We start from the raw sequence: 24,130 nt of genomic DNA on the forward strand, positions 1-24,130 counted from the left end.
TCGAGGTTCGGAGGCTCTGCGAGTGGCGACAGACCGGCTGGGCAGCATCCTTGCCTTCGTCCGCGTGGCGGAACTCGGCAGCTTCGCACATGCCGCGCGGGCGCTCGGCATCTCGGCGTCCGCCGTCAGCAAGAGCGTCGCCCGTTTGGAGGATCACCTCGGTCTGCGCCTGTTCCAGCGCACCACGCGCGCACTCAGCCTCACCGAGGACGGACGCACCTTCTATGGCCGCTGTGCCAAGATCCTCGAGGAGCTGGACGAGGCCGAACGTTCGATGCGCGAACGCGCCTCGGAGCCGTCCGGCGTCCTCAGGGTCGAACTCCCGACGGCGCTCGGCCGAACCGTCATCGCCCCGGCGCTCGGGAGGCTGACCCGGCAGTACCCGCAGCTGAAGGTCGACGCGTCGTTCGACGACCACCTGACCGATCCGATCCAGGCCGGTCTCGACGCCCTGGTGCGCATCGGCGAGCCCCGGGACTTGCGACTGATGGTGAGGCGCGTGGGCACCGTCCGTTACGTCGTCTGCGGCTCGCCCGCCTATCTCGCGGCCCATGGAGCGCCGCAGACACCCGAGGATCTGAAAGACTTCGACTGCATCCGGCGGCTGCCGCGCGACGCGTCGTCCTACGCTCCATGGAAGTTCGCGCGACCCGGCACCGACGCGGCGTTCGAACGTCAGGTCGCCGGAACGCTGAGCTTCGACAGCAACGACGTGATCCTCGATGCCGGCCTTGCCGGCACCGGCCTCGTCCAGCTGCACGACTACATGGCACGGCCGCATCTGCGATCCGGGCAACTCGTTCAGGTACTCGACGCCTACGCCGCTTCGGGGCCGCCGATCTCCGTCCTCTTCCCGTCGAACCGTCACCTCGCCCCGAAGGTGCGTGTCTTCATCGACTTCGTCGCGGACATCCTCCGCCCGAACGACGACGGGCGCCACACCTGAAGCGCTCTCGGCTCAGAACGGGATGGCCAGACTGGCCTTCCCGCCGATCGCCGTGTTCCCCTTGCCCTCGAGATTCAAGGTGCCGGCGGCGAGGAGCGACCAGCCCTCTCCGCCGGCAAGGCCGAAGCCCGCCTCCACCGTTCCAAACAATCCTTCGCCGATCGCATCGTCGAGCGCCCCGCCGTTGCCGGAGGAGACGCCGATGCTGCCGCCGAAGGTCGGCGTCAGCGTCCAGCCATTGTCGAGCGGCAGGGCGTAGCTCGCCTTCGCCCCGGCGCTGAAGCGCAGGTCCTGTTCGCTGAAGCCGGCGACGGCGACCGACTCGCCGGCATCGTTGCCCACCGCGTAGTCGTCGACGCTCTCGTCGATGTAGCTGAGCTTCAGGTTCGGTCGCAGCGTCAGCGCGCCGAAGCCGAGGATGCCCTCCAGCTTCGTCGTCGCCATGTAGCGGGTCGTGTCGAAGTCGCCCTCGAAGGTCCCGAGATCCACCGTGTTCCAGCTCCTGCCGTAATACAGGCTGGCATCGAGGTAGAGGCTCGGGCTCAGCTCCAGCGAGGCGTAGGGGCCGAACAGGAAGCCGGTGCCGTGGACGTCACCGTCGTCGCTCGGGTCGCTGGTGTGATCGGTGTGGAGCGCGAGGCCGAGCAGCAGCCGGTCCGCCACGAGGTAGTCGGCGCCGAAGGAGACGAGCGTGAAGTCGCCCCAGCCGCCATCCCTGCCGCCGTCGTCGCTGTCGCCTTGCTTGTGCGCCAGGACGCTGGCGCTGGCCCACGCGTTGAAGCGCGGCATCGGCGCAGTCTCGCCGGTGTCGCCGAGCGCGTGGCGGCGCGCCGCCTCGATCTGCGCGGTGCTGGTGGCGAAGTCGACGGACAGGCCGTCGCCGCTCGGCGCGAGGCCGAGCGAGCCCATCTGCGTCGACGTCGCGGCCATGCGCCGCTCGATCAGGCCGGGGGTCTCTACTGTGTTGGCGAGGAGGCTCTGGCGGGCGCTGACGAAGTCGCGCACGAGACGATCTGCCTTGTCCGCCACCGCCCGGGCGTCGAGTTCGACCACATAGGTCACGATACCGACGTTCGAGGTTCCGAGCGCGCTTGTCAGGGTATAGCCCACCTTCGCGGTTCCGGAGAACTCGGCACTCGGGATGAAGGTCAGGTAGAAGCCCTTCGGCGCAACGGGCCCGAGCGCGGCGACCGCGCCTTCGGTGATGCGGGCGACGCCCGCCTGCGGCGGCTCGACGTAAGCGATCGCGGCGGAGGTGAAGGGACCACCGGTCGCCCCGGCATTCAGATAGACGTCGGCCGGGGGCTCCCCGGCAACGACGGTTTCGCTCTTGTCGGCGACGGCAATCTGCTGCGCGACGACCTTCAACGTGTAGGCAGCCGTCGCGGTGGCGCCGCTGCCGTCCGTGACGGCGATCGTGAAGCTGTAGTCGCCCTCGGTTCCCGCATTCAGCGGCCCGTTCAGCGTGCCCGTCGAAACGTTCAGCACCAGTCCTCTCGGCAGGGTTCCGGAGGCGACACCGTAGAGCTTCGGGCCCGTGCCACCGGCGGCGGCGATCGGCTGGCTGTAGGCTTCTCCCGCCATGGCCTGCGGCAGCGCGCCGGACGGAGGGCTGAAGACGAACGCCGTCGGCGCCGCGGCGATGACGAGGCTGTAGCTGCCCGACGCGGTGGCGCCCTGGGCGTCCCGCACTTCGATGACGACGCCGTAGCTTCCCGCTGTCGCCGGCGTGCCGGTGATGGCGCCGCTGGAGGCGTCGAGGCTGAGCCCCTGGGGAAGTCCGCTGGCACTGAAGCTGTAGGGCGGAACGCCGCCGCTGGCGGTGATCGTCTGGCTGTAGGCTCGGCCGACCGTGCCATCGCTCAGGCGACCGCCGGCCGGCGACAGGGCGAGCGGCTGCGCCGCGCTCATGATCGTGAGGCTGTAGCTGCTCACCCCCGTGGCGCCGTTGGCGTCCGTCGCGGTGACGGCGACACTGAAGCTGCCGGCCGTCGTCGGCGTCCCCGACAGGGCGCCGCCCGTGCCGAGCGTGAGGCCGGCCGGCAGGCCGGTCGCCGCGAAGCCGTAGGGCGCCGTGCCGCCGCTCGCGCCGATCGTCGCGCTGTAGGCCTGCCCGACCATGCCGCCCGGCAGCGTCGCGGGCGCCAGCGTGACCGGCGCGGCAATCGTGAGGCTGTAGCTGCTCACCCCCGTGGCGCCGTTGGCGTCCGTCGCGGTGACGGCGACACTGAAGCTGCCGGCCGTCGTCGGCGTCCCCGACAGGGCGCCGCCCGTGCCGAGCGTGAGGCCGGCCGGCAGGCCGGTCGCCGCGAAGCCGTAGGGCGCCGTGCCGCCGCTCGCGCTGATCGTCGCGCTGTAGGCCTGTGCGATCATGCCGCCCGGCAGCGTCGCGGGCGACAGCGTGATCGTCGGAGAGGCACGGGTCACGACGATGCCATAGGTTCGGGACGTGTTGCTGCCGTCGCCCGACGTCACGAGGACCTGGATGGGATTGGGGCCGAAGCTCAGCGCAACGGAACGAGGCGCGCCGGAGATCGCCGTCGCGCCGTTCACCTTGAGGCTCGCCTGGGCATCGCCGGCCGTTGGGGTCACAAGAACGGTGGCGACGCTCGGCGCAACGGACGCCGTGTAATTCGTGGTGCCCGGGTCGAAACCGGGGTTGAGCGTGCCGGAGCTGATCGTGAGGTTCGACAGCAGGTCGCCCCCGCCGGCGGCGAACACCGCAGACGACGCGGCAGCATCGTCCAGCCCAGGATAAGAACCGCGGCGGCAACCCGCACGACGCCGCTGGCGCGCATCCACGCGCCGGTCTTCGAACTCATGGTCTGGTCCCCGTACCCCGATACGCCATCGTCGCCGGCTCGCCGTCGACGCGCAGAAGCGGTGCACGACGCCGGCGTCCCCGCAGCCGCGCAAGGCCCCCGCCCCGCGTCGCTCCGGCTCATCGGGCTTCCTTGCGGGAAGGAGATGAGAGTTGCTTGCGCAGACGCTTGCATGCCGCACCGGGGAAAGCATCACGGCGGACCGGCTTTGAGAGCCAGGTCCAAGAGATTGCGATCAGGACGCAAAACCGCGGACGCTTTGCCGAGGCAGGCAGTTGCGGTAAGGCTTTGTTGCGTGCGACCCCGTAGCTTGTCGGCGTCGTGATCCCGGCTCGTCCGGGAGCACCGGCGACGGGGAAGATCGCACTCCCGCTCGCTCCGTTGGGTAGAGGTCTCGTCGTCCTCCAGGTCGTCAGTGGCGAGTGGCGTATGCCGGGGGCGCAGTTCGGTCGAGGTTGCGTTGCGGACCAGTCGCTTTTCCACCGATGACCTTCGCCCTGAAGAACGCTTCGACGTGTGGCGGGACGCGATGTCCACCTCGCACGACATCACCGCCGATCCCGCCGGCTTTTACGGCGAGGTGGTCACCGCCAAGCTGGGCCGGATGCTGCTGCACCGGATGAGCGCCTCGCCCCAGCAGGTCGAGCGTTCGGCAGGCAAGGCCCGGCGGGACAGCCTGGAGCATTTCGTGCTCCACCTGAGCTCGCGCGACATCACGGCCTTGGCAGGCGACCGCGAGATCAAGGTCCCCGGCGGCGCCATCAGCGTGAACGACCTGGCGCGGCCCAGCCTTCGCGCCTCGGCTCCGGAGGACGGCTCGCTGATCGTGAGCCTTTCCCGCGATCTCGTGGAAGAGGTGCTGCCGAACACCGACGGCTTGCACGGCCTCGTGCTGAACGGCGTGACCGGGCTGCTGCTGGCCGACTTCATCCGCAGCACGGCGGCGGCCCTGGAACACCTGCCGAGTGCTGCCGCCCCTGAGATTGCGCGCGCCACCGCGCATCTGTTCGCCGCCAGCGTCGCCCCCTCCCGCAGGACGCTCGGCGAAGCCGCCGAGCCGCTTCGGGGTGCGGCCCTGCTCCGCGCGAGGCGGTACATCGAACGCAACCTTGCCTTGCCTTCGCTCGATCCGGAAATGGTGGCGACGGCGATCGGCTTGTCGAAGGCGACGCTGTTCCGCCTGTTCCAGCCCCTCGGCGGCGTCGCGACCTACATCCAGCGCCGGCGCCTGGCTCGCGCCCACGAGGCATTGGCGGGCGCGGCGCGCGACAGGCCGCGCATCGCCGAGGTGGCCTATGCTGTCGGATTTTCCGATCCAGCACATTTCAGCCGGGCATTCCGCACGCTCTACGGGATGACGCCGCGCGATGTCCTCGGCACCCGGGGACGTGAAGCTGCCCGAGATCGGACGGCACTTGGTTCCGAGGGCTTCCCGGCCTGGGTGCGCGAACTGGGGTGACGTCCCCCGGAGCGCTTCACGATCACGCGAACCTGGTTCTGCCGGAGCACGTCCGTCGAGGGTCGAGGGCTACGATGATGGCCGCACCGGCGGCACCCGGGACGAAGGCCGCTTCCGCGTGTTCCTGAAGCGCCTCGTCCCACCGATGCGCCGGCCGGCGGGCCGGCTACGCCCGTTGCGGCTCCGGCACGGTCCGCCGCACCCATATGAGGTTCGCGAAAAACAGCACCGTCGTCAGGACGAAGACCCAGCGTATGCCGAAGGTCGCCGCGATCGAGCCGCCGCTGAACGGGCCGAGGAAGCTTCCGAAGAACGTTGCCGAGGCGGTCACGCCGTAGGCGAGGCCGCGCTGCGCCGGCGGTGCGACGTGGCCGACCAGCGCGTTCGCGGTCGGGAGGATCCCGCCGATGAACATGCCGATCGCAAAGCGCAGCGCGAGGAACTGCCAGTAGCTGCCGACGAAGGCCTGCGGCAGGCTCGCCAGAGCGGCGCCGCCGAGGCAGATCAGGAGGACGCGCCGATAGCCGAGCTGGTCGCTGCGCTTGCCGAGGAAGGGCGAGGCCACGAGATCGGCGACGCCGGTGATCGAGAAGGCGAAACCGGCGAGCGTCGCAACTCCCGTCCGCGTCGTTACCAGCTCCAGGATGAACGGCGTGATCACCGGCTGGACCGATCGGACCGCAAACTGCGCCAGCAGGAGCACCAGGAAGAGCGGCATCAGGCCCTGCGTCTTCATCAGCGTGCCGATGGCCTTGAAGATCGAGAGCTTCGGCTTGTCCTTCACCGCCCCGCCGACTTCCGCGACGCCGAAATACGCAATGGATACGGCAATGGCCGCGCCGAACGACGTGCAGAAGAAGGTCATCCGGTAGTTCCCGGTGAGGTCGGCGATGACGCCGCCCGCGACCGGGCCGGTCAGCGTGCCGACCAGCTGCCCCGTCGCAAGCCAGCCGAGCGCGTAGCCGAGCCGCCGCTCGGGGATCTGCGTCGCCACCAGCGCGATCGCCGCGGCCGAGAAGCCGCTGAAGGCGCCCATCATGCTGCGCAGGAGGACGAGGTGCCAGAGGTGCTGGCTGAAGCCCATCAGGAGCGTGAAGAGGCAGATCGCAAGGCTCGACCGCAGCACCATGATCTTGCGCCCGTAGCGATCCGCGACCGAGCCCCAGATCGGCGAGACGAACGCCGCGATCAGGAAGTTCATGGAGTTGAGGACGCCCGACCAGAAGGCGACGGCGGACGGCTCGGCCACCCCGAGCTGGGGCAGGAACAGCGGCAGGATCGGGCTGATCACCGACAGTGCGGCGCTCATGATGAACTGCACGGCCACCATCAGCCAGAGCGTCCGCGCCCAGGGTTCTTCAGCGGTATCGATCAGCATGGGGCAAGACCCGGATTGGCTGGCGGCCGCGCGACCGCGCGGCGCTGAGTGTCGTGGACACGGCGCCGAACGGGCGCCATGGCGTTGCGGGTTCGGGCGCTGCGGCGCGGCCGGCGCGCCTTATCCGTCCGTGACGTCGAGCGGGATGGTCAGGGCCTCGGCCAGTCGCGGCGGCCACATGCCCGCGTGCCTGCGGATCGCAGCGTTGGAGCGCGTGGCGATCACCTGCGGCACGTCGAGAAGCTTGCCGCCGTGGACGACCACGAAGATGCTGCGGGCGGGCACGGGCTGCGGCAGCTCGAAGGTCGCGATGCGGCTGGGATCCGGCTGGTAGTAGGCGACCGACAGCGGCGTCGACAGCGTCCAGCCGATGCCGCTCCCGACCATTTCCAGGATCGGCGCGACGGAACTGCATTCGATGCTGCGGGGCAGGTCGAGCCGCTGGTTCGCCAGGTAGCCCTCGATCAGCTGGTGCATGCGGCTGTTGAAGCCCGGTCCGATGAAGGGCAGATCGTCAACGAGCTCGGGCAGCCGTCGTCGATCCGGCGGGACGGCGGCCGGGCACAATCCGATCAGGCGCTCGGTGCAGATCTTGTACCGGTCGAGGCCCGGCACGTCGCCGAGCCCTTCGCTGGAGATCAGCACGTCGTACTCGCCCTTCAGGAACTCCTGGACGTAGGAGGTCGACCGGCCGGACTTGACCTCGAGGTGCCCGACCACCGGGTGCAGCTCGGAGACGATGGCGGGCATGGCGTAGCGCGCGACGCTCTCGGCGATGTAGATGCGCAACTTCGGCAAGAGCTGGGCGCGATACGCGTCCATCTCCCGCAGGATGTCCTCCTCGCAGCCGAGGATCTCGCTGGCCCGCTCCTGCAGGATGCTGCCGGCCGGCGTCAGGCGCAGGCCTTGGCTGCTGCGTTCGAACAGCACCACGCCGAGATCGCGCTCGAGCTTCTGCACGATCTGGGAAACCGCAGGGGCGGACAGGCCGAGCCGGCGCGCGGCCGTCGCCATCTTCGCCGTCTCGCACACGACCTGGAACTGCGCGAGGAGCCGGAGATCGAGATGCCGGGCCATGCCTCACGCCTCCGGCGGCCGGGCCGCGGCCGTCAGTCCGGACGGATGCGGCGCGCTCACGCCAGCTCCTCCATCACCGACGCGCGGACCTCGTGCTCGATGAGGGTCCAGATCCGGTCGACGAGCGCGATGAAGGCCGGCGTGCGCTTGATCGAGAGGGGTCGCGGCCGCGGCAGGTCGATGTCGATGATCTCCTGCAGGCGTCCCGGACGGCGCGCGAAGACGAAGACCCGGTCGGACAGGAACACCGCCTCGTCGATCTGGTGGGTGACGAAGAGCACGGTCTTGCGTCCCTCCTCCCAGATCCGCAGGAGCTCGGTCTGCATGATCTCGCGCGTCTGCGCATCGAGCGCCGAGAAGGGCTCGTCCATGAGCAGGATCTCCGGATCGATGGCGAGCGCGCGCGCCAGGTTCACGCGCTGGCGCATGCCGCCCGAGAGCTGGCGCGGATAGTGCCGCTCGAAGCCCTCGAGCCCGACGAGCTTCAGCAGCGCCTGCGTCGCCCTGCGCCGCTCCGGCGAGGCGAAGCCGCCGATCTCCGGGCCGATCATGGCGTTGTCCATGATCGTCAGCCAGGGCAGCAGGTTGTCCTGCTGGAACACGAAGCCGCGGTCGCTGCCCGGCCGGGTGACCGCCGCCCCGTCGAGACGGATCTCGCCGGTGGTCGCCTGCTCCAGGCCGCTGACGATGCGCAGGAAGGTGGTCTTGCCGCATCCGGAGGGTCCGACGATCGAGATGAACTCGCCGGCCTTCACCTCCGTGTCGATGCGCGACAGGGCCTCGGTGCTCGCGAAGCGCTTTGTCAGCCCGTCGACGACGAGCTTCGGCACGACCTCGACCATCGCCTCAATCCTTCCAGTGCAGGAGCCGGCCCTCGAGCCAGCCGAAGGCCGCGGTCAGGCCGACGCCGGCGACGGCGAGGATGATCACCCCGGCGAAGAGCTGCGGCATGTTGAAGGCGTCGGCCGCCTGGCTGATGATCTGCCCGACGCCGGCGCGCGAGCCGAAGAGTTCCGCCACCACGACGCCGATCAGGCCGCGCCCGATGCCGAGCTTCAGCCCGGCGAAGATGAAGGGCAGCGCCGACGGCAGGGCGACGCGCAGGAAGACCTGGCGCCGCGAGGCGCCGAAGCACCGCACCATCTCGACCAGCTCGTTCGGCGTCGTGCGCAGGCCCGCCTCGGTGTTGATGATCACCGGGAAGACGACAAGGGTCACCACCATCACGACCTTCGACGAGATGCCGATGCCGAGCCACAGGATGAAGAGCGGCGCGAGCGCGATGGTCGGCGTCGCGTAGAGGCCCGAGATCCAGGGCTGCAGCACCTGCTTTGCGACGGTGGAATTGGCGAGAAGGATGCCGATCAGGATTCCCGCGACCGAGGCCGCGAGATAGCCGAGGACGAACTCGCTGGCGCTCGCCGCGATGTGCCGCATCAGCTGGCCGCGCTCGAACAGCGCGACGATCGCCATCACGATCTGGCTCGGCGCCGCGAGGAAGAGCTTGTTGGCGATCAGGAAGCGGCTGGCGATCTCCCAGAGCGCGAAACCGCCGATCACCGAGCCGAGGCTCCAGCCGACCCGGGACAGCCGGGCGAACGGGCGGAGCAGGACGGGGCTGGCACGCAGCCCCGCTCCGTCACTGGACGTCGCCACGGACAGGTTGACCGTCAAGTCCCTACTCCTTCGCCAGCAGCGAGGCGTCGTAGAAGCGGCTCGGGTCGGTGCTGCCCTGGATGTCGCCAAGATCCTTCAGAACGCCGAGGAGCTTGGCGAGCCCGGCGCTGTCGATCGCACCCTGGGCGTCGTAGATCTCAAGTTTCTTGAAGAAATCATAGGTCTTCTCGGCGTCCTCGGGCTTGGCCGAGGTGTCGGCGACGAGGATCTTCACCGCCTCGTCCCGATTGGCCGGGTCGTCGAGCCAGGTGACGGCCTGGGAATAGCCGGCGAGGAAGTCCTCGATCGCCGGCTTGTGCTCCTTGGCCCAGTCGAGGTTGACGGCATAGCCGGTGAACGGAAAGTCGCGCACGTAATCGACCGTCGCGCCGAGATCCTTGAGGCCGAGGCTCGCCGCCTGAAAGTTGAAGGGTGCGCTGATCAGGGCCGCGTCGACGGCGCCGCTCTGCAGTGCGGCGAAGCGGGCCGAGGTCGCCCCGGCGTAGATGAGGTCGTAGTCGCCCGGCTTGAGGCCGTTCGCCGAGGTCATGCGCTCGAGATAGATGCGGGTCACGTCCTTGGCGCCCCCGACGATCACCGTCTTGCCCTTGAGGTCGGCATAGCCGCCGATCTCCGGCTTAGCATAGAGCTCGTAGGGCGCGGCCTTCGCCTCGACCCGGACGATGGCGATCGAGGCGCCGTTGTCGATCGCGCGGATCGGATCGACGAGGCCGCCCGATCCCATGTCGACCGAACCAGCGGCGAGCTGCTGCTGCACGGCAGCGCTCGACGGGGCGGTGACGAGGTCGATCTCGACGCCCTGCGCCGTGAAGAAGCCCTTGTCGATGCCGATGAGCAGCGGCCAGTTCAGCGCCGAGCCGGAGCCGACGGTGCCGAGCGTGATCGTCTCCGCGGCGGCGGCCGGGTGGCTCGCCAGCGGTGCGAGCGGCAGAAGGGCGGCAAGGGCGAGACTGAGGCGGGCGGTCGTGATCATGAGGCGCTCCTTCATGCGGCTTCGACTTCGGTAAAGGGGAAGGCTTCGGCATAGGCTGCGGCGATCTCGCTGCCGGTGGCGCGCCAGACGCCGTCGTGCTTGCAGACGTAGGCGAGCGCCTCCTCGAGCGCCCGGATGCGGTGCGGAACGCCGGTCAGGTAGGGATGCAGCGCGATCGCCATCACGCGACCGGACTCCGCGCCCTCCTCCCAGAGGACATCGAACTGCCGGCAGATCATCTCGGCGAACTCGGGCGCCGTCATGTGCCGCTTCTCGAAGGCCGGCTTGTCGTTCAGCTCCTGGCTGTAGGGCACGGAGAGAATGCTTCGGCCGCCGGGCAGCGTCATCCAGTAGGGCTGGTCGTCGTTGGTCCAGTCGCAGACGTAGCGCACCCCCTCGGCCGACAGGTGCTCCAGCGTGTTCCAGGTTTCCTGGAGGCCGGACCCGAGCCAGCCGACCGGCTGCTGGCCGGTCGCGTCCCGGATCGTCTGGACGGTCCGCGCGACGATCCCCCGCTCCTCCTCCGGGGCCACCGCGTTGAGGCGGCGCGTGTTGCTCTCGTTGTGACCCATCAGCTCCCAGCCCCGCTTGCCCGCCTCCTCGAGAATCTCGGGATGATGCCGGCAGAGGTCGCTGTTGAGCGCGACGGTGCCGCGGATACCGAAGCGGTCGAGCGCCTTCATCATCCGGAAGATGCCGACCCGGTTGCCGTAGTCGCGGGCCGACCAGGTCGGCACGTCCGGCGTCAGCCCGCCGCCGCCGGCCGCCGCCGGCACCTGCTCGTCGAGGGCGAAGAACTCGATGTTGGGGATCACCCACAGCGCGACGCGCGCGTTGCCGGGCAGCGTCCAGCGCGGGCGGTGGACGATGGGCGAATAGGCGAAGGGACCGTAGGACCGCGGCTGCATCACACGGCCTCCTTCAGCGCCAGCGAGTCCAGATGCGAGACGATGTCGTCGGTGTGCATGACGTCGGCGTATTTGTGGTGGAGGTCGAACAGGCTCAGCTTGTGCGAGAGCATGCTGCGATCGAAGCAGCACTCCTCCGCCATCACCATGTGGAAGCCGTAGGAGTAGCCGTCGGTGGTGCTCGCCCGCACGCAACCGGAGGTGCTCTCGCCGCAGACGATGACGGTCTGCACGCCGAGCAGCGTGAGGTGGGCGATCAGCGGCGTGCCGAAGAACGCGCTGGCCCGCTGCTTGGTGATCACCACGTCGCCCGGCATCGGCGCGAACTCCGGGCGGATCGCGAAGACGCTGGGATCGCTGCGCAGGCCCTGCCGCTTGGTCGCGCGGATCAGCGTCGGCTTGCTGTCGGGGCGCGTGTCCCCCGTCGTGTAGAGGATCGGCAGGCCCGCCGCGCGCGCCGCCGCGAACAGGCGCCGGGTCGGCTCGATGGCCCGATGGGCGTTCTCGCCGCACGAGCTCGGATAGGTCCTGGACACCTCGGCCACCGGCAGCGGCCCGCCCTGATAGGCCAGCTCGTAGAGATCGATCGCGAGGAGAGCGGCGCGCGGACCGACCCCGATCGGCCGCTTGTAGTGACGATAGAGCTCCAGCGTTTCGGCGGGAACGACATCCTGCCAGCAGTGGTCTTCGAATGCGTCGATCATGCGAGGATAGCTCCGGCTGTAGACCCGCGAGGGCTCGCCACCACGGCAGCAAGCCTCGTGCCAAGCCGCCGCTGCGTACGAAAAAGCCAAGGTGCGCAGCCGGTTATGTCATCCGCGGCGAAGGACGCCCGTCGCCGGCGTCGGGACGTGAGCGGTGGCGAGGCGACTGCCTAAGGGCCGTGCGCGCGGACCCTAAGCGAATGCTTATGGGCGGAGAGCATGTGAGGCGCCGCTCGTCCCGGACGGTCCGCGCCGCGTGCCCGATGGGGCCGGTGTGGCGCGGGTCGGCCCGCCTCCCTGGCGATCGTTCCCGTCGCTCTTGCGGATGCGCCGGGCGCCCGCGCTTCGTCGCCTGCGCGGAGGCGGCGAGCCTAATCCTTCGCCGCCTGCAGCGTCGGATCCAGGCGATCGCGCAGCCAGTCGCCGAGGAGGCTGACCGACAGCGTCGTGAGGAAGATCGCGATGCCGGCGGGGATCGCCATCCACCAGGCGGTCGCGATGTAGTTGCGCCCCTCGCCGAGCATCAGGCCGAGGCTCGTCTGCGGCGGCTGGACGCCGAGCCCGAGGAAGCTCAGCGAGGTTTCGAGCAGGATCAGTTCGGGAAAGTTCAGCGTCACCTGCACGATGAGCACGCTGAGGATGTTCGGCAGGACATGCCGGGCGTAGATCCTCAGCGGATGAACGCCGAGCGTGCGGATCGCGAAGGCATAGCCCTGCGCATTGGCCTGCAGCACGAGGCTGCGGGTCAGGCGCGCATAGACCTCCCAGCCGTAGAAGCCGACGACGACGAGGAACAGCTCGAAGCTGTTGCCGAAGAAGGCCAGGATGGCGAGCGCGATGATGAGGAAGGGCATCGACGCCTGGAAGTCGACCATCAGCATCACCGCCTCTTCGACCCAGCCGCGGAGGTGCGCGGCCAGGAACCCGAGGAGCGTGCCGATCGCCGAACCGATCAGCGTGCCGCAGAAGGCGATCAGCAGGCTGGCACGGGTGGCGTAGATCAGCCGCGAGAGGACGTCGCGCCCCAACCCGTCGGTGCCAAGCAGATGGGAGGGATCGCCGCCGAGGAACGCGGGCGGTTTCAGGCGCTGGAGAAGGCTCTGGTCGGCATAGCCGAAGGGCGCGATACGGTCGGCGCCGAGCGCAAGGACCAGCGCGAGGACGAGCCAGAGGCTGCACAGTGCGACGACCACCGGTGGCCGGCGCGCGAGGAAGCGGGGCATCCTGCCGCCGGCACGCGCCGTCGAAGCCGCCTGAACGCTCATGCCCGGGCCTCCCGCCGCCCGGCGCCGATCCGGGGATCGAGCCAGCCATAGGTGATGTCGACCAGGAAGTTGACGACGACCATCGTGAAGGCGATCAGCAGCACGACGGTCTGGACGACGGCAAGGTCGCGATAGGCGACGGAGCTGACGAGCAGCTGGCCGACACCGGGCCAGGCGAAGACCGTCTCGACCACCACCGCGCCACCGATCAGCGCACCGATCCGCAGGCCGACGACCGTGGCGATCGGAATGCCGGCGTTCGGCAGCGCGTGGCGGAGGATGGTCCGGCCGAAGGGGACGCCCTTCGCCTTCGCAGTCCGCATGTAGGGCTGGTGCAGCACCTCCAGCAGCGAGGAGCGGGTGAAGCGTGCGACGGTCGCGGCATAGCTGGTGCCGAGCGTCACTGTCGGCATGACGAGGTGTTGCCAGGTGCCGACGCCCGAGCTCGGGAGGATCCGCCAGGTCATCGCCAGCCAGAGGATCAGCAGGATGCCGAGGAAGAAGTTCGGCATGGAATGGCCGAGGATGGTGAAGGCCATCGTCGCGTGGTCCACCGTGCTGCCCCGGCGCAAGGCGGCGAGGATGCCGGCGCCGAGGCCGAGGCCCAGCGTCAGGGCGAGGGCCGAGAGACCGAGCTCCAGCGTCAGCGGGACGCGCTCCAGCACGACGTCGAGCGCCGGCCGGTCGTCGCGGAAGGAGAAGCCGAAGTCGCCGCGCGCCAGGCCGGCGACGTAGCGCAGGTACTGCTCGGGCAGCGGCCGGTCGAGCCCCCACATCTCGCGGTACTGCTCCCTCACGCTGGCCGGCGCGTCGTCCGGCAGCATCTGGGTCACCGGGTCGCCCGACATGCGCAGGACGACGAAGACGAAGGTGACGGCGAGCGCCAGCGTCAGGAGCGCGCGCAGCAGCTTGGTGAGGACGAAGCGCGGGCTCATGCCGGCATCGTCCCGGGTCCGGTGGACCAGCCATGATCGGTGATCGCGCGGCCCTCGACCAGCCACTGCTCCACGCCCTGGCGATGCTCGCCGAGCCGCGCCTCGAGGCTGCGCCGCTCGACCATCGGCGGCGCCTCGGCCACGCCGGCGAGCGTCTCGCGCAGGACCCGTCCGCTCATCCCGGTCGTGGGAAGCCCAAGCACCGACAGGACGGTCGGGGCGATGTCGGGAAGCCAGCACGGGATCTTGGAGCGCAGCCCGGCGCGGAATGCCGGACCGGCCGCCGCAAGGACCGTAGAGAGTTCGCCGCGGGTGACGCCGCCATGCATGCCGCCGCCCGGCGCGATGCCGCCGGCGAAGAGGCAGGTCTCGAGGCCGCCAGGGTCGGACGGAGGCGCGGCGCGTAGCGTGAAGGACACCGGCGCCGACCGGCTGTGTCCGCCGCCCATGACGGCGGCCGGCAGGGCACCCGGCACGCTGCCACCCGGCTCGCCGGGCAGGCTGACGAAGACGAGCCCGCACCAGGGCTCGCGCGTCAGACGCTCGACGGCAGCGGCGATGCGCTCGCGCGTCGGATCCGGCAGGTAGAGGCCGGAGAAGTACCCGGGCGAGAGCCAGGCCGCGTGCTCCGGCAGGGCCGCCCGCAGGTCGAGGCGCGCGGCGCCGGTGATCTGCCCGTGGTCGGACATCACCACGATGTTCTGCGGCCCCTCCCCGCCAGCCTGCCAGTCGAGGATGCGCCCGAAGGCGGCGTCCGCGCCGCGCTGCGCCGCGATGGTTTCGGGCGCGTCGAGGCCGAAGCCGTGCGAGGTGATGTCCGGATCGGACATCCAGAAGATGGCGAGGTCCGGCCGATGACCGGGATAGACGAGGTCGGTGAGGACACGCGTCGCATGGTCGAGGCGCGCGGTGTTCGGCGTTGCCGCGGGAGGCACGGGCCCGAACCGCGCCTCGGCCTCGCGCATCACCTCCGGCGTGCCCACGCCCGGATGCACCGAGAATACCGGCTGACCGGCCGGCCGAGCACCGTAGCTCATCATGGCGGTGGCGCCGGCCGTCGCCGTGCTGACGACGGCGAAGCGCTTGCCGGCCCGCGCAAGGCGCTGGCCGAGGCTGTCGCGGTCGATCAGGATGCCGGCTGCGTCGGCCTTGGCGAGGAGGTCGTGGTCGGCCGTGTTGAACAGCCCCTCCGGTACGACCTGACGGTTGATGAACTGGTTGGCGACGAGGCCGTGCTCGCCGGGCGAAGAGCCGGTGACGGTGCTGGTCGAGGCGACGCGCGTCTCGCTCGGAAACACGCTGCGGCTGTTGAGCATGTCGGCGCCCGCCGCCATGAAGCGGGCGAGATTCGGCATTCGGTCCGCCGTGACGCGGTCGCGCCGCAGCCCGTCGAAGCAGACGATCAGCGTCGAGCCGGGTTCGCGGGTCATGCGTCGCCCTCGGGATCGGTCGCTCGAAGTGCGGCCCGTGCCGCTTCCGGATCGTTGACGAGGAAGCCCGTGGCGCCGGCGGCGGCCATGCGGCGCAACCCATCGGCATCGAAGTCTCCGACCCGCCGCGGCGTGCCACGGTGCCCGGTGGTGATCCACACCGCCCGGCCGTCAACTGCGACGGCCCTGATGGCATCGCAAGAGGCGTCGCCTTCCCACAGCCGCAGGATGTCACCGCCGGCCTCGAAGAAAGCGTCCGCCGTCTCTCCCTCGATGAGCAGCCCGAGGATCGGAGCCGTGGTGCGGGTGCGCAGATGGCGCACCGAGGCGGTGCGATGCAGGCCGAAGATCACCGCCCCACGCGCGGCCGCCTCGACGGCGCCGACCAGCCGGTCCAGGACCTGCGGACGCTCGTCCTTGACGTCGAAGAGGATCGCCTGCGTCGGCGGGAGCGTCGCGAACAGCAGGTCCAGGGTTGGCGCGGCCGGCGCCCCGGAGGCGGTGATCGAGGCGAGTTCGTTCGCGTCGATCTCCGATATCGCGTCAGCCCGGTCCGCCAGTCGCGCCAGATCGGCGTCGTGGCAGCAGACGAGCGTGCCGTCGCGGGTCATGCGGATGTCCGCCTCGACGAGGTCGGCGCCCGCGTCGACCGCCCCTCGCCAGGCGTCCGGCGAGTTCTCGCGAGACCGCGCGGAGAAGCCGCGATGGGCGACGATGGCGGGAACGGCGTCATGGATCATCGACAGGGTCCTCAGGCCGCGGCGGGCCGGGCCGTCGCGCGCGCGCGCCGCGCCGCCGGAGAGGCGGCCGGCAGGGCGGCGATCAGCTGTTGCGTGTAGGGATGCTGCGGTCGGTCGAAGACCGCGTGCGCCGGGCCATCCTCGACGAGCCGGCCCCGCTGCATCACGGCGATGCGGTGGCTGACGTGCCGCACGACGCCGAGGTCGTGCGAGATGAACAGGAAGGCGAGCCCGAACTCGGCCTGCAGGTCCTGGAGAAGGTTCAGGATCTGCGCCTGAACGGAGACGTCAAGCGCGCTCACCGCCTCGTCGCAGACGATGAACTCCGGCCCGAGTGCGAGCGCCCGCGCGATCACCGCACGCTGCAACTGCCCCCCGGAGAGCTGGTGCGGATAGCGCGAGCCGAGGCCCCCGAGTCCGACCCGCTCGAGCATCGCCTCCGCGCGCCCAGCCCTGCCCGCGCCCGGATCGATCCGGTGCGCGGCCATCGCGCCGCAGATCTGCGTGACGATCGGCAAGCGCGGATCGACCGCCTGCGACGGGTTCTGGAAGATCACCTGCACCCGGCGGCGCTGACGCCGCCAGGCGGCGGAATCGATGGGCGCGTAGGGCGCATCGTCGAAGGCGACCGTGCCGGCGCTCGGCATTTCGATGCCGGCAGCCAGCCGGCCGAGCGTCGACTTGCCGCTGCCGCTCTCCCCGACGATGCCGAGCGTTTCACCGGCAGCGAGCGTCAGGTCCACCCCGTCGACCGCCTTGGTGACGGTGGCCCGGCTCAGCCAGCCGCCGCTCCGGTAGTGCCGGCCGACGCCGTCCATGCGCAGCAGCGGACCGGTCATGTCGCGCGGCCTGGAAAATGGCAGGCCACCCGCTGCGAGGCGCCGAAGGGCGCCAGCATCGGCAGCCGTTCGCACGGCAACGACGCTTTCGGACAGCGCGTGCGGAAGGCGCAGCCGCTCGGCCGCTCCGCCGGGCGCGGCACGCTTCCCGAAATTGCCGCCAGCCGTCCCCCAGCCGCCGCGAGCGCATGCAGCCGGCAATCCATCAGCCCCTGCGTGTAGGGATGGGCCGGCGCATCGAAGACACCGTCGACGGAGCCGGTCTCGACGATCCGCCCGGAATACATCACGGCGACGCTGTCGGCGATTTCCGCCACGACGCCGAGATCGTGCGTCACGAAGACCATCGCGGTCCCGATCTCCTCCTGCAGCGCCTTCATCAGCCGCAGGATCTGGGCCTGCGTCGTCACGTCGAGCGCCGTCGTCGCCTCGTCGGCGACGATCAGCCGGGGGCGGCATGCGAGTGCCATGGCGATCATCACGCGCTGGCACATGCCGCCGGACAGCTCGTGCGGATAGGCGTCCGCGCGCCGGGCGGGTTCGGCGATGCCCACTTTGTCGAAAAGCTCCACCGCCCGTCGGGACGCCGCCTTCTGCGAAAGCGCCTCGTGCACGCGGAGCGCTTCGGCGACCTGCTGGCCGACCCGCTGCACCGGGTTGAGGGAGGCGACCGGGTCCTGGAAGATCATCGCCATGTCGCGGCCGCGGACCTGCCGGAGCCGGCGCTCGCCGAGCCCCGAGAGCTCGACGCCGGAGAGCCGGACGCTGCCGGCCTTGCGCCGCACCGGTGCGGCGAGGAGCCCCATCGCGGCAAGGCAGGTGAGGCTCTTGCCGCAGCCGCTTTCGCCGACGAGGCAGAGCGTTTCGCCGGGCGCCACCCTCAGCGAGACGTCGAGGACGAGATCGACGCGGTCGGTCCCGACCGTGAGCCCCTCGATCTCCAGAACCGGCTGCGGCGCCGGGTTCCGTTGAGCGGCAAGAGCGGCGGTCGCACCACCGAGATGCGCCACGGCGCCGGTCGCGCCGGCGCCGCCGTTTTCCGTGACGGACAGACTCACTGCCCGTGCGCCTCGTCCTTCAGGTTATAGGGCCGCAGATCCATGTAGTAGAAGGTGTAGGGCTGCCACTTCAGGGACTTGCGCGCTCCGTAGGTCTCGAGCGGCTGGTACAGGATCGTGCCGGGCGCCTCGTCCTCCCAGATGTCCATCAGCTGGACGGCGAGCTTGTAGCGCGTGTCGTGATCGAGCGTCGTCTCGAGCTTGCCTCCGACCTCGTTGAACGTCGTCGGCGACCAGCTCTGCCAGGTCTTCTGCGCCGAGTTGAACGGGCCCCAGGTGTTCCAAAGGCCGCCCACCGGATCGGGATAGCGGGTCGAGTTCGACCAGTTGCGGACCATCAGCTGATCGTTCGGGATCGTGTCGACGTCCTCCACGACGTTCAGGGTGGCGTTGATCCCGACCGCCTTCCACATCTCCAGGATGGCCTGCGCAGCCGGCAGGGCGTTCAGATAATAGTTCGGCTCGGTCGAGTAGACGATCGTCTCGCCCTTGTAGCCGGCCTCGGCGAGCAGTTGCTTCGCCTTTTCCGGATCATAGGCGAAGTCCGGGCGGTCGGCCTGATACATGTCGCCGTATTCGGGATACTGGTGACCGTTCGGCACGACGGCCTTGCCGTCCCACAGCGCGTCGACGAGCAGCTTGCGGTCGATGGCGAGGTTCATCGCCTGGCGCACGCGCTTGTCTTCAAGCACGGGGTTGTGGGTGTTGTAGACAAGGACGTGCGAATTCGCGAGGACGACGCTGCGCGTCTCGACGTCGCCATAGCTGTCGATCTGGGCGATCTGGTCGGGCGCCACGTTGGTGACGATGTCGAACTCGCCGCTGACGAGCCCGGCGATGCGCGCGGCGGGCTCCTGCACCTTCTTGAAGGTGACGGTGCTGGCCGTCGGCGTCCCGCCCCAGTAGCCGTCGAACGCCTTCAGCCGGATGTACTGGTCAGCGCGATACTCGTCGAGCATGTAGGGACCGGTGCCGACCGGAAACTGCGCGTAGCCCTTGTCCTTGGCCTTCGCCAGCCAGTCGTCCTTGTCGACGATCCAGGACGCCCAGGAGGCGAGGCGCTGCTCGAGCAGCGGATCCGGCGCCTTGGTGACGAAGCGGACGGTGTGGTCGTCGACCTTCTCCACATGGTCGAGGACGCCGAAATAGGCGCGACCCTGCGGCAGCGGCGACTCCTTGCCGGTCAGCCGCTCCGGCGAAAAGGTGAAGACGACGTCGTCGGCGTTGAAGTCGGCGCCGTTCTGGAACTTCACGCCCTGGCGCAGGGACACCTCGAGCGTCTTGTCGTCGATCCGCTTCCAACTTGTCGCGAGCGAAGGGACGAGCTTGGAGCCGCTGCCGCCCTCACCCGACAGGAAGTCGCGCCGGATCAGCGTGTCGAACACCGAATAGGTGATGCGGGTGCCGACGTTGGACAGCTCCTTCGCCGGCTCGAGCGTCGGCGGATTGTCCGCGACGGCGATGACGAGGTCGGGTCTGTCGGCGGCAAAGGCCGGCATCGCGCTGACGCTGCCGAGGGCGATGAGCCCCGCGGAAAGGATGGCTTTCATCGTCCGGTTCAACATGTCGGCTCCGCAACTTCCTGAGACTGCGGAGGGCCTACCGTCCGAACAACACGATCCGGCGACAGTCCTGTGACGTCTCGGTGACCCGCGTGTATCGGCCTTTTTCACACCCGACGCCGCTGACGGTTCGACCCAGCGAGATCACCGAGCACGCGCGCCTGCGGCCCGGCCTGTACATCCGAGGGCCATGGGTCGTGCAAACGAAGTGCCCAGCTGCGAAGCTTGCTTGACTTGTGTGCACAAACACGAAACCCTCGCCGCAGAGAAGGAGTACCCGCGTTGAGTGCAGAAACCGCCTGTGAGGCCATGCTCGCCCGGCTCGTCGGCTTTCCGACCGTGTCGAGCGCCAGCAACCTGCCGCTCATCGACTTTGCCGCCGAACACCTTTCCGCGCACGGCATCGCGTCGCATCGCGTGCCCAATGCCGACGGCAGCAAGACCAACCTGTGGGCGACGATCGGGCCCGACGTTGCCGGCGGCGTCGTCCTGTCCGGCCACACCGACGTCGTGCCGACCGAGGGCCAGGTCTGGGACACCGATCCGTTCACGCTGACGAAGCGCGGTGACCGGCTCTACGGGCGCGGCACCACCGACATGAAGAGCTTCGTGGCGATCGCCCTCGCCCTCGCGCCTGAGATGGCGGCGGCCGGCCTGAAGCGGCCGATCCACCTTGCGCTGTCCTACGACGAGGAGGTCGGCTGCCTCGGCGCGCCGGCCATGATCGCCGACATGCGCAACGTCATCGCACCACCGCGGGCGGTGATCGTCGGCGAGCCGACCAAGATGCAGGTCGTCACCGGGCACAAGGGCGTCATGGGTCTCGAGGTCCACGTGCGCGGCAAGCCCGTCCATTCGAGCGTCGTGCACGAGGGCGTCTCGGCGGTGATGGTGGCGGCGCGGCTGATCGGCTGGCTCGGCGACCGGATGGAGCGCAACCGTCTGGCGGCGGCGACCGCCGGCGAGAGCCTCTACGACCCGCCCTACACGACGCTGCACTGCGGTCGCATCGAGGGCGGCACGGCGCACAACATCACGGCGAAGGACTGCCGCTTCACGGTCGACGTGCGCACCATGCCCGGCGAGCGGTCGGCCGACTATCTCGCCGAGTTCGCCGCCTTCGCGGCACGCCTCGAGGCGGACATGCACCGGGTCGACGGCGGCACCGGCATCGACATCGTCCGGCGCTCAGACACCCCGTCCTGCCGGCGCGAACCGGCCGGCGAGGCCGAGGCCCTGGCGCGGTCGCTGACCGGCGACAATGCCGAGCACGTCGTCGCCTACGGCACTGAGGCGGGGCAGTTCCAGGACGCCAGCTTCTCGACCGTCGTCTGCGGTCCGGGCGACATGGAGCAGGGCCACAAGCCGAACGAATTCATCACGCTGGAGCAGCTCGCCGCGGGCGCGGCCTTCCAGCGCCGTCTGATCGCCCAACTCGCAGCCTGAGGACCGCCGACGTGCCGACCGTCAACCGCTTTGCCGCCCTGCAGCCCGAGATCGCCGAGTGGCGTCGTGACATCCATGCCCATCCCGAGCTCCTCTTCGCCGTCGAGCGCACGGCCGGCATCGTCGCCGACAAGCTGCGCGAGTTCGGCGTCGACGAGGTGGTGACCGGCATCGGGCGCACCGGGGTCGTCGGCCTGATCAAGGGACAGGCGAGCGGCTCCGGCCGCGTGGTCGGTCTGCGCGCCGACATGGACGCGCTGCCGATCCATGAGGCGACCGGCCTGCCTTACGCCTCGCAAAATGCAGGCACGATGCATGCCTGCGGCCACGACGGCCACACCGCCATGCTTCTCGGCGCCGCCAAGTACCTCGCCGAGACCCGGAACTTCGACGGCGCCGTCGCGGTGATCTTCCAGCCGGCCGAAGAAGGCGGCGGCGGCGGCCGTGAAATGGTCGAGGAAGGCATGATGGAGCGCTTCGGCATCCAGGAGGTCTACGGCATGCACAACCGGCCGGGCCTGCCGGTCGGAGAGTTCCTGATCCGTCCCGGCCCGATCATGGCCTCGGCCGACCGTTTCACCATCGAGGTGTCGGGCGTCGGCGGCCACGCCGCCTACCCGCACATGACGGTCGACACCGGCCTCATCGCCGCGCAGATCATGATCGCGCTGCAGACCGTCGTTGCGCGCAACGTCGATCCGCTGGAGGCGGCGGTCGTCTCGGTGACCAAGCTGCATGTCGGCGAGGCCTTCAACGTCATCGAGCCGAAGGCGACGATGGCCGGCACGGTGCGCACGCTGAAGCCGGAGATCCGCGATCTCGTCGAAAAGCGCATGCACGAGGTCGTCGAGCTGACGGCCAAGGCGCAGGGCGGCAGCGCGACGCTCGACTACCAGCGGGACTATCCGGTGGTCGTCAACGACCCCGAGCGCACCGACTTCGCCATCGAAGTGGCGCGCCAGGTCGTCGGTGAGGCCCGTGTCGAGACCGACGCGCCGCCGGTGATGGGCGGCGAGGACTTCGCCTTCATGCTGAACGCGCGGCCGGGCGCCTTCATCTTCGTCGGCAACGGCGACGGCGCGCCGGTCCACCACCCCGAATACAACTTCAACGACGAGGCGATCCCCGTCGGCTGCTCCTACTGGGCCAAGCTCGTCGAGACGGCGATGCCGCTCGACCGCTGACCGAGACGTTCTTTCCACGACCTCAATGACTTACGACCTCAAGGACAGGAGTGTACGGATGAAGCGATGGATCCTGGCCGGAGCGACCGCTCTGGCTCTCGTCGGCGGACAGGCCGAGGCGAAGACGTTCAAGTGGGCCTATCAGGGCGACATCCAGTCGCTCGACCCGCAGGGCCTGCAGGAGACGTTCACGCTCGGCTTCCTCGGCAACGTCTACGAGGCGCTCACCCATTACGACACCAACCTGAAGCTCGAGCCGGCGCTCGCCACCTCCTGGGAGAACACCGATCCGACGCACTGGGTCTTCCACCTGCGCGAGGGCGTGACGTTCCACAACGGCGACCCGTTCACCGCCGACGACGTCATCTTCACCTGGAAGCGCTCGCTGACGCCCGGCTCGGACCTCAAGGGCGCCGGCGGCAAGATGTCGGAGATCGAGAAGATCGACGACCACACGATCAAGGTGACGACGCCGACGCCGAACCCGATCCTGCCGCGCGACCTGCCGTTCTTCTACATCATGTCCCACAAGTGGGCCGAGGAGAACAACGCCACGCAGGCCACCAGCCCGGCCGAGGCCAATTCCAGCTCGACCTACGCCTCGACCCATGAGAACGGCACCGGGCCCTTCATCGTCACCGGCCGCCAGCCCGACGTGAAGACGACGTTCAAGCGCTTCGACGGCTACTGGGACAAGGACCTCAAGACCAATGTCGACGAGGTGGTGTTCACCCCGATCTCCGAGGACGCGACCCGCACCGCCGCGCTGATCTCGGGCGACCTCGACCTCGTCTTCCCCGTGCCGGTGCAGGACTGGCAGCGGCTCGAGGATGCCAAGGGCGTCAAGCCGCTGCACGGCCCGGACGCGCGCACGATCTTCCTCGGCATGGACCAGTTCCGCGACGAGCTCCTCTACTCCGACGTCAAGGGCAAGAACCCGCTGAAGGACAAGGACGTGCGCGGGGCGATCGCCCACGCGATCGACCTGAAGGCGATCGACGAGAAGGTGATGCGCGGCGCCGCCAACCCGGCGGGTCTTCTCATCGGCCCGCAGATCAACGGCTTCTCGAAGGACCTTGCGGAGCCCTACGCCTACGATCCGAAGCAGTCGAAGGAGCTCCTCGACAAGGCCGGCTATCCCGACGGCTTCCAGCTCGGCATGGACTGCCCGAACAACCGCTACGTCAACGACGAGCTCGTCTGCCGTGCCGTCGCCTCCTACCTCGCCAAGATCGGGATCAAGGTCGACCTCAACGCCCAGCCGAAGGCGAAGTACTTCGCCAAGGTTGGGCCGCAGAACGGCAACGACACGTCCTTCTACCTGCTCGGCTGGACGCCGACGACCTTCGACGCCCAGAACACGCTGTTCAACATCGTCCACAGCTTCGACAAGGCGGCCAATGCCGGCCAGTTCAACTATGGCCACTACTCCAACACCGCCATCGACGACATGATCACCCAGATCGACAAGGAGACCGACGAGGCCAAGCGTCAGTCGCTCATCGACGAGGCGTTCAAGACGCTAAAGGACGACTACGGCATCCTGCCGATCCACCAGCAGCCCCTTTCCTGGGGCGTGAAGGACACGATCGACGCGCCGCAGCGTCCGGACGACGTGCTCGACTTCCGCTACGTGACGATGCCGTAACGCAGCCATCGGGCGCGCCGGCTTCGGGCCGGTGCCTCGACCTTCCACGCAAGGCCCGGCATCTGCCGGGCCTTTCCCT

20 protein-coding genes are annotated in these 24,130 nt (G+C 69.3%); 5 read left to right on the forward strand and 15 right to left on the reverse strand.

Annotation, left to right across the window (positions count from 1 at the left end; all coding sequences use genetic code 11):
* The first annotated feature begins 22 nt into the window (after positions 1–22).
* The gene (locus tag NPA30_RS06625) at positions 23–946 is read left to right on the forward strand and encodes a LysR family transcriptional regulator (RefSeq protein ID WP_256801671.1); all 924 of its coding nucleotides are present in this window, start codon (positions 23–25) and stop codon (positions 944–946) included.
* 12 nt (positions 947–958) lie between these two features.
* On the opposite strand, the gene NPA30_RS06630 is transcribed toward NPA30_RS06625, so the two are convergent.
* Positions 959–3,667, reverse strand: a complete 2,709-nt coding sequence (locus tag NPA30_RS06630; protein ID WP_256801673.1) for a putative Ig domain-containing protein — start codon at positions 3,665–3,667, stop codon at positions 959–961.
* Positions 3,668–4,228: 561 nt separating this feature from the next.
* Between NPA30_RS06630 and NPA30_RS06635 the strand changes: the two genes are divergently transcribed.
* Positions 4,229–5,227 (forward strand): helix-turn-helix domain-containing protein, encoded by a 999-nt coding sequence (locus tag NPA30_RS06635; RefSeq protein WP_256801674.1) that lies wholly within the window; start codon positions 4,229–4,231, stop codon positions 5,225–5,227.
* A 166-nt stretch (positions 5,228–5,393) separates the two neighbouring features.
* Here the strand turns inward: NPA30_RS06635 and NPA30_RS06640 are convergent, their stop codons facing one another.
* From NPA30_RS06640 to NPA30_RS06705, 14 genes are all read right to left on the reverse strand, one after another.
* Positions 5,394–6,605 (reverse strand): MFS transporter, encoded by a 1,212-nt coding sequence (locus tag NPA30_RS06640; RefSeq protein WP_256801675.1) that lies wholly within the window; start codon positions 6,603–6,605, stop codon positions 5,394–5,396.
* Positions 6,606–6,725: 120 nt separating this feature from the next.
* Positions 6,726–7,682: a LysR family transcriptional regulator gene (locus NPA30_RS06645; RefSeq protein WP_256801676.1), complete on the reverse strand. Its 957-nt coding sequence runs from the start codon at positions 7,680–7,682 to the stop codon at positions 6,726–6,728.
* A 56-nt stretch (positions 7,683–7,738) separates the two neighbouring features.
* Complete coding sequence (locus NPA30_RS06650; protein ID WP_256801677.1) at positions 7,739–8,524, reverse strand: ABC transporter ATP-binding protein; 786 nt, start codon at positions 8,522–8,524, stop codon at positions 7,739–7,741.
* Between the two features lie 4 nt (positions 8,525–8,528).
* A complete protein-coding gene (locus NPA30_RS06655) occupies positions 8,529–9,356 on the reverse strand; it encodes an ABC transporter permease (RefSeq protein WP_256801678.1) in 828 nt (275 codons plus the stop codon).
* A 4-nt stretch (positions 9,357–9,360) separates the two neighbouring features.
* A complete protein-coding gene (locus NPA30_RS06660; RefSeq protein WP_256801679.1) occupies positions 9,361–10,332 on the reverse strand; it encodes an ABC transporter substrate-binding protein in 972 nt (323 codons plus the stop codon).
* 11 nt (positions 10,333–10,343) lie between these two features.
* On the reverse strand, positions 10,344–11,240 hold the full coding sequence (locus NPA30_RS06665; RefSeq protein ID WP_256801680.1) for a polysaccharide deacetylase family protein: 897 nt from the start codon (positions 11,238–11,240) through the stop codon (positions 10,344–10,346).
* Positions 11,240–11,944, reverse strand: coding sequence for an isochorismatase family protein (locus tag NPA30_RS06670; protein WP_256801681.1), 705 nt, complete (start codon positions 11,942–11,944; stop codon positions 11,240–11,242). Before NPA30_RS06670 ends, NPA30_RS06665 begins: the two co-directional genes overlap by 1 nt.
* A gap of 371 nt (positions 11,945–12,315) precedes the next feature.
* Entirely contained in the window at positions 12,316–13,167 is an 852-nt protein-coding gene (locus NPA30_RS06675) for an ABC transporter permease (protein ID WP_256802392.1), read from the reverse strand.
* A 38-nt stretch (positions 13,168–13,205) separates the two neighbouring features.
* Positions 13,206–14,144: an ABC transporter permease gene (locus NPA30_RS06680; RefSeq protein WP_256801682.1), complete on the reverse strand. Its 939-nt coding sequence runs from the start codon at positions 14,142–14,144 to the stop codon at positions 13,206–13,208.
* A complete protein-coding gene (locus NPA30_RS06685; protein ID WP_256801685.1) occupies positions 14,141–15,574 on the reverse strand; it encodes an alkaline phosphatase family protein in 1,434 nt (477 codons plus the stop codon). The genes NPA30_RS06680 and NPA30_RS06685 overlap by 4 nt, the downstream gene beginning before the upstream one ends.
* Positions 15,571–16,314 (reverse strand): glycerophosphodiester phosphodiesterase, encoded by a 744-nt coding sequence (locus NPA30_RS06690; protein WP_256801686.1) that lies wholly within the window; start codon positions 16,312–16,314, stop codon positions 15,571–15,573. The genes NPA30_RS06685 and NPA30_RS06690 overlap by 4 nt, the downstream gene beginning before the upstream one ends.
* Before the next feature lie 11 nt (positions 16,315–16,325).
* Positions 16,326–17,153 carry an ATP-binding cassette domain-containing protein gene (locus NPA30_RS06695; protein WP_256801692.1) on the reverse strand — a complete coding sequence of 276 codons (828 nt, stop codon included), beginning with the start codon at positions 17,151–17,153 and terminating at the stop codon, positions 16,326–16,328.
* Positions 17,150–18,211, reverse strand: coding sequence for an ABC transporter ATP-binding protein (locus NPA30_RS06700; protein ID WP_256801694.1), 1,062 nt, complete (start codon positions 18,209–18,211; stop codon positions 17,150–17,152). The genes NPA30_RS06695 and NPA30_RS06700 overlap by 4 nt, the downstream gene beginning before the upstream one ends.
* Complete coding sequence (locus NPA30_RS06705; RefSeq protein ID WP_256801696.1) at positions 18,208–19,761, reverse strand: ABC transporter substrate-binding protein; 1,554 nt, start codon at positions 19,759–19,761, stop codon at positions 18,208–18,210. The genes NPA30_RS06700 and NPA30_RS06705 overlap by 4 nt, the downstream gene beginning before the upstream one ends.
* Before the next feature lie 294 nt (positions 19,762–20,055).
* Between NPA30_RS06705 and argE the strand changes: the two genes are divergently transcribed.
* The 3 genes from argE to NPA30_RS06720 are packed head-to-tail and all read left to right on the forward strand — an operon-like array spanning position 20,056 to position 24,051.
* Positions 20,056–21,219: an acetylornithine deacetylase gene (gene argE, locus NPA30_RS06710; protein ID WP_256801703.1), complete on the forward strand. Its 1,164-nt coding sequence runs from the start codon at positions 20,056–20,058 to the stop codon at positions 21,217–21,219.
* An 11-nt stretch (positions 21,220–21,230) separates the two neighbouring features.
* On the forward strand, positions 21,231–22,403 hold the full coding sequence (locus tag NPA30_RS06715; protein WP_256801705.1) for a M20 aminoacylase family protein: 1,173 nt from the start codon (positions 21,231–21,233) through the stop codon (positions 22,401–22,403).
* Positions 22,404–22,461: 58 nt separating this feature from the next.
* Positions 22,462–24,051, forward strand: coding sequence for an ABC transporter substrate-binding protein (locus tag NPA30_RS06720; protein WP_256801707.1), 1,590 nt, complete (start codon positions 22,462–22,464; stop codon positions 24,049–24,051).
* Positions 24,052–24,130 lie beyond the last annotated feature (79 nt).

This window comes from Mangrovibrevibacter kandeliae (assembly GCF_024519155.1).
GTDB classification, from domain to species: domain Bacteria; phylum Pseudomonadota; class Alphaproteobacteria; order Rhizobiales; family Rhizobiaceae; genus Mangrovibrevibacter; species Mangrovibrevibacter kandeliae.

What these genes read in the sequence shown, in the direction of transcription:
- NPA30_RS06640 (WP_256801675.1), bottom strand. Translation starts at nt 6,605, where the DNA reads ATGCTGATCGATACCGCTGAAGAACCCTGGGCGCGGACGCTCTGGCTG.
- NPA30_RS06645 (WP_256801676.1), bottom strand. Translation starts at nt 7,682, where the DNA reads ATGGCCCGGCATCTCGATCTCCGGCTCCTCGCGCAGTTCCAGGTCGTG.
- NPA30_RS06650 (WP_256801677.1), bottom strand. Translation starts at nt 8,524, where the DNA reads ATGGTCGAGGTCGTGCCGAAGCTCGTCGTCGACGGGCTGACAAAGCGC.
- NPA30_RS06660 (WP_256801679.1), bottom strand. Translation starts at nt 10,332, where the DNA reads ATGATCACGACCGCCCGCCTCAGTCTCGCCCTTGCCGCCCTTCTGCCG.
- NPA30_RS06665 (WP_256801680.1), bottom strand. Translation starts at nt 11,240, where the DNA reads ATGCAGCCGCGGTCCTACGGTCCCTTCGCCTATTCGCCCATCGTCCAC.
- NPA30_RS06670 (WP_256801681.1), bottom strand. Translation starts at nt 11,944, where the DNA reads ATGATCGACGCATTCGAAGACCACTGCTGGCAGGATGTCGTTCCCGCC.
- NPA30_RS06675 (WP_256802392.1), bottom strand. Translation starts at nt 13,167, where the DNA reads ATGCCCCGCTTCCTCGCGCGCCGGCCACCGGTGGTCGTCGCACTGTGC.
- NPA30_RS06680 (WP_256801682.1), bottom strand. Translation starts at nt 14,144, where the DNA reads ATGAGCCCGCGCTTCGTCCTCACCAAGCTGCTGCGCGCGCTCCTGACG.
- NPA30_RS06685 (WP_256801685.1), bottom strand. Translation starts at nt 15,574, where the DNA reads ATGACCCGCGAACCCGGCTCGACGCTGATCGTCTGCTTCGACGGGCTG.
- NPA30_RS06690 (WP_256801686.1), bottom strand. Translation starts at nt 16,314, where the DNA reads ATGATCCATGACGCCGTTCCCGCCATCGTCGCCCATCGCGGCTTCTCC.
- NPA30_RS06695 (WP_256801692.1), bottom strand. Translation starts at nt 17,153, where the DNA reads ATGACCGGTCCGCTGCTGCGCATGGACGGCGTCGGCCGGCACTACCGG.
- NPA30_RS06705 (WP_256801696.1), bottom strand. Translation starts at nt 19,761, where the DNA reads ATGAAAGCCATCCTTTCCGCGGGGCTCATCGCCCTCGGCAGCGTCAGC.
- NPA30_RS06720 (WP_256801707.1), top strand. Translation starts at nt 22,462, where the DNA reads ATGAAGCGATGGATCCTGGCCGGAGCGACCGCTCTGGCTCTCGTCGGC.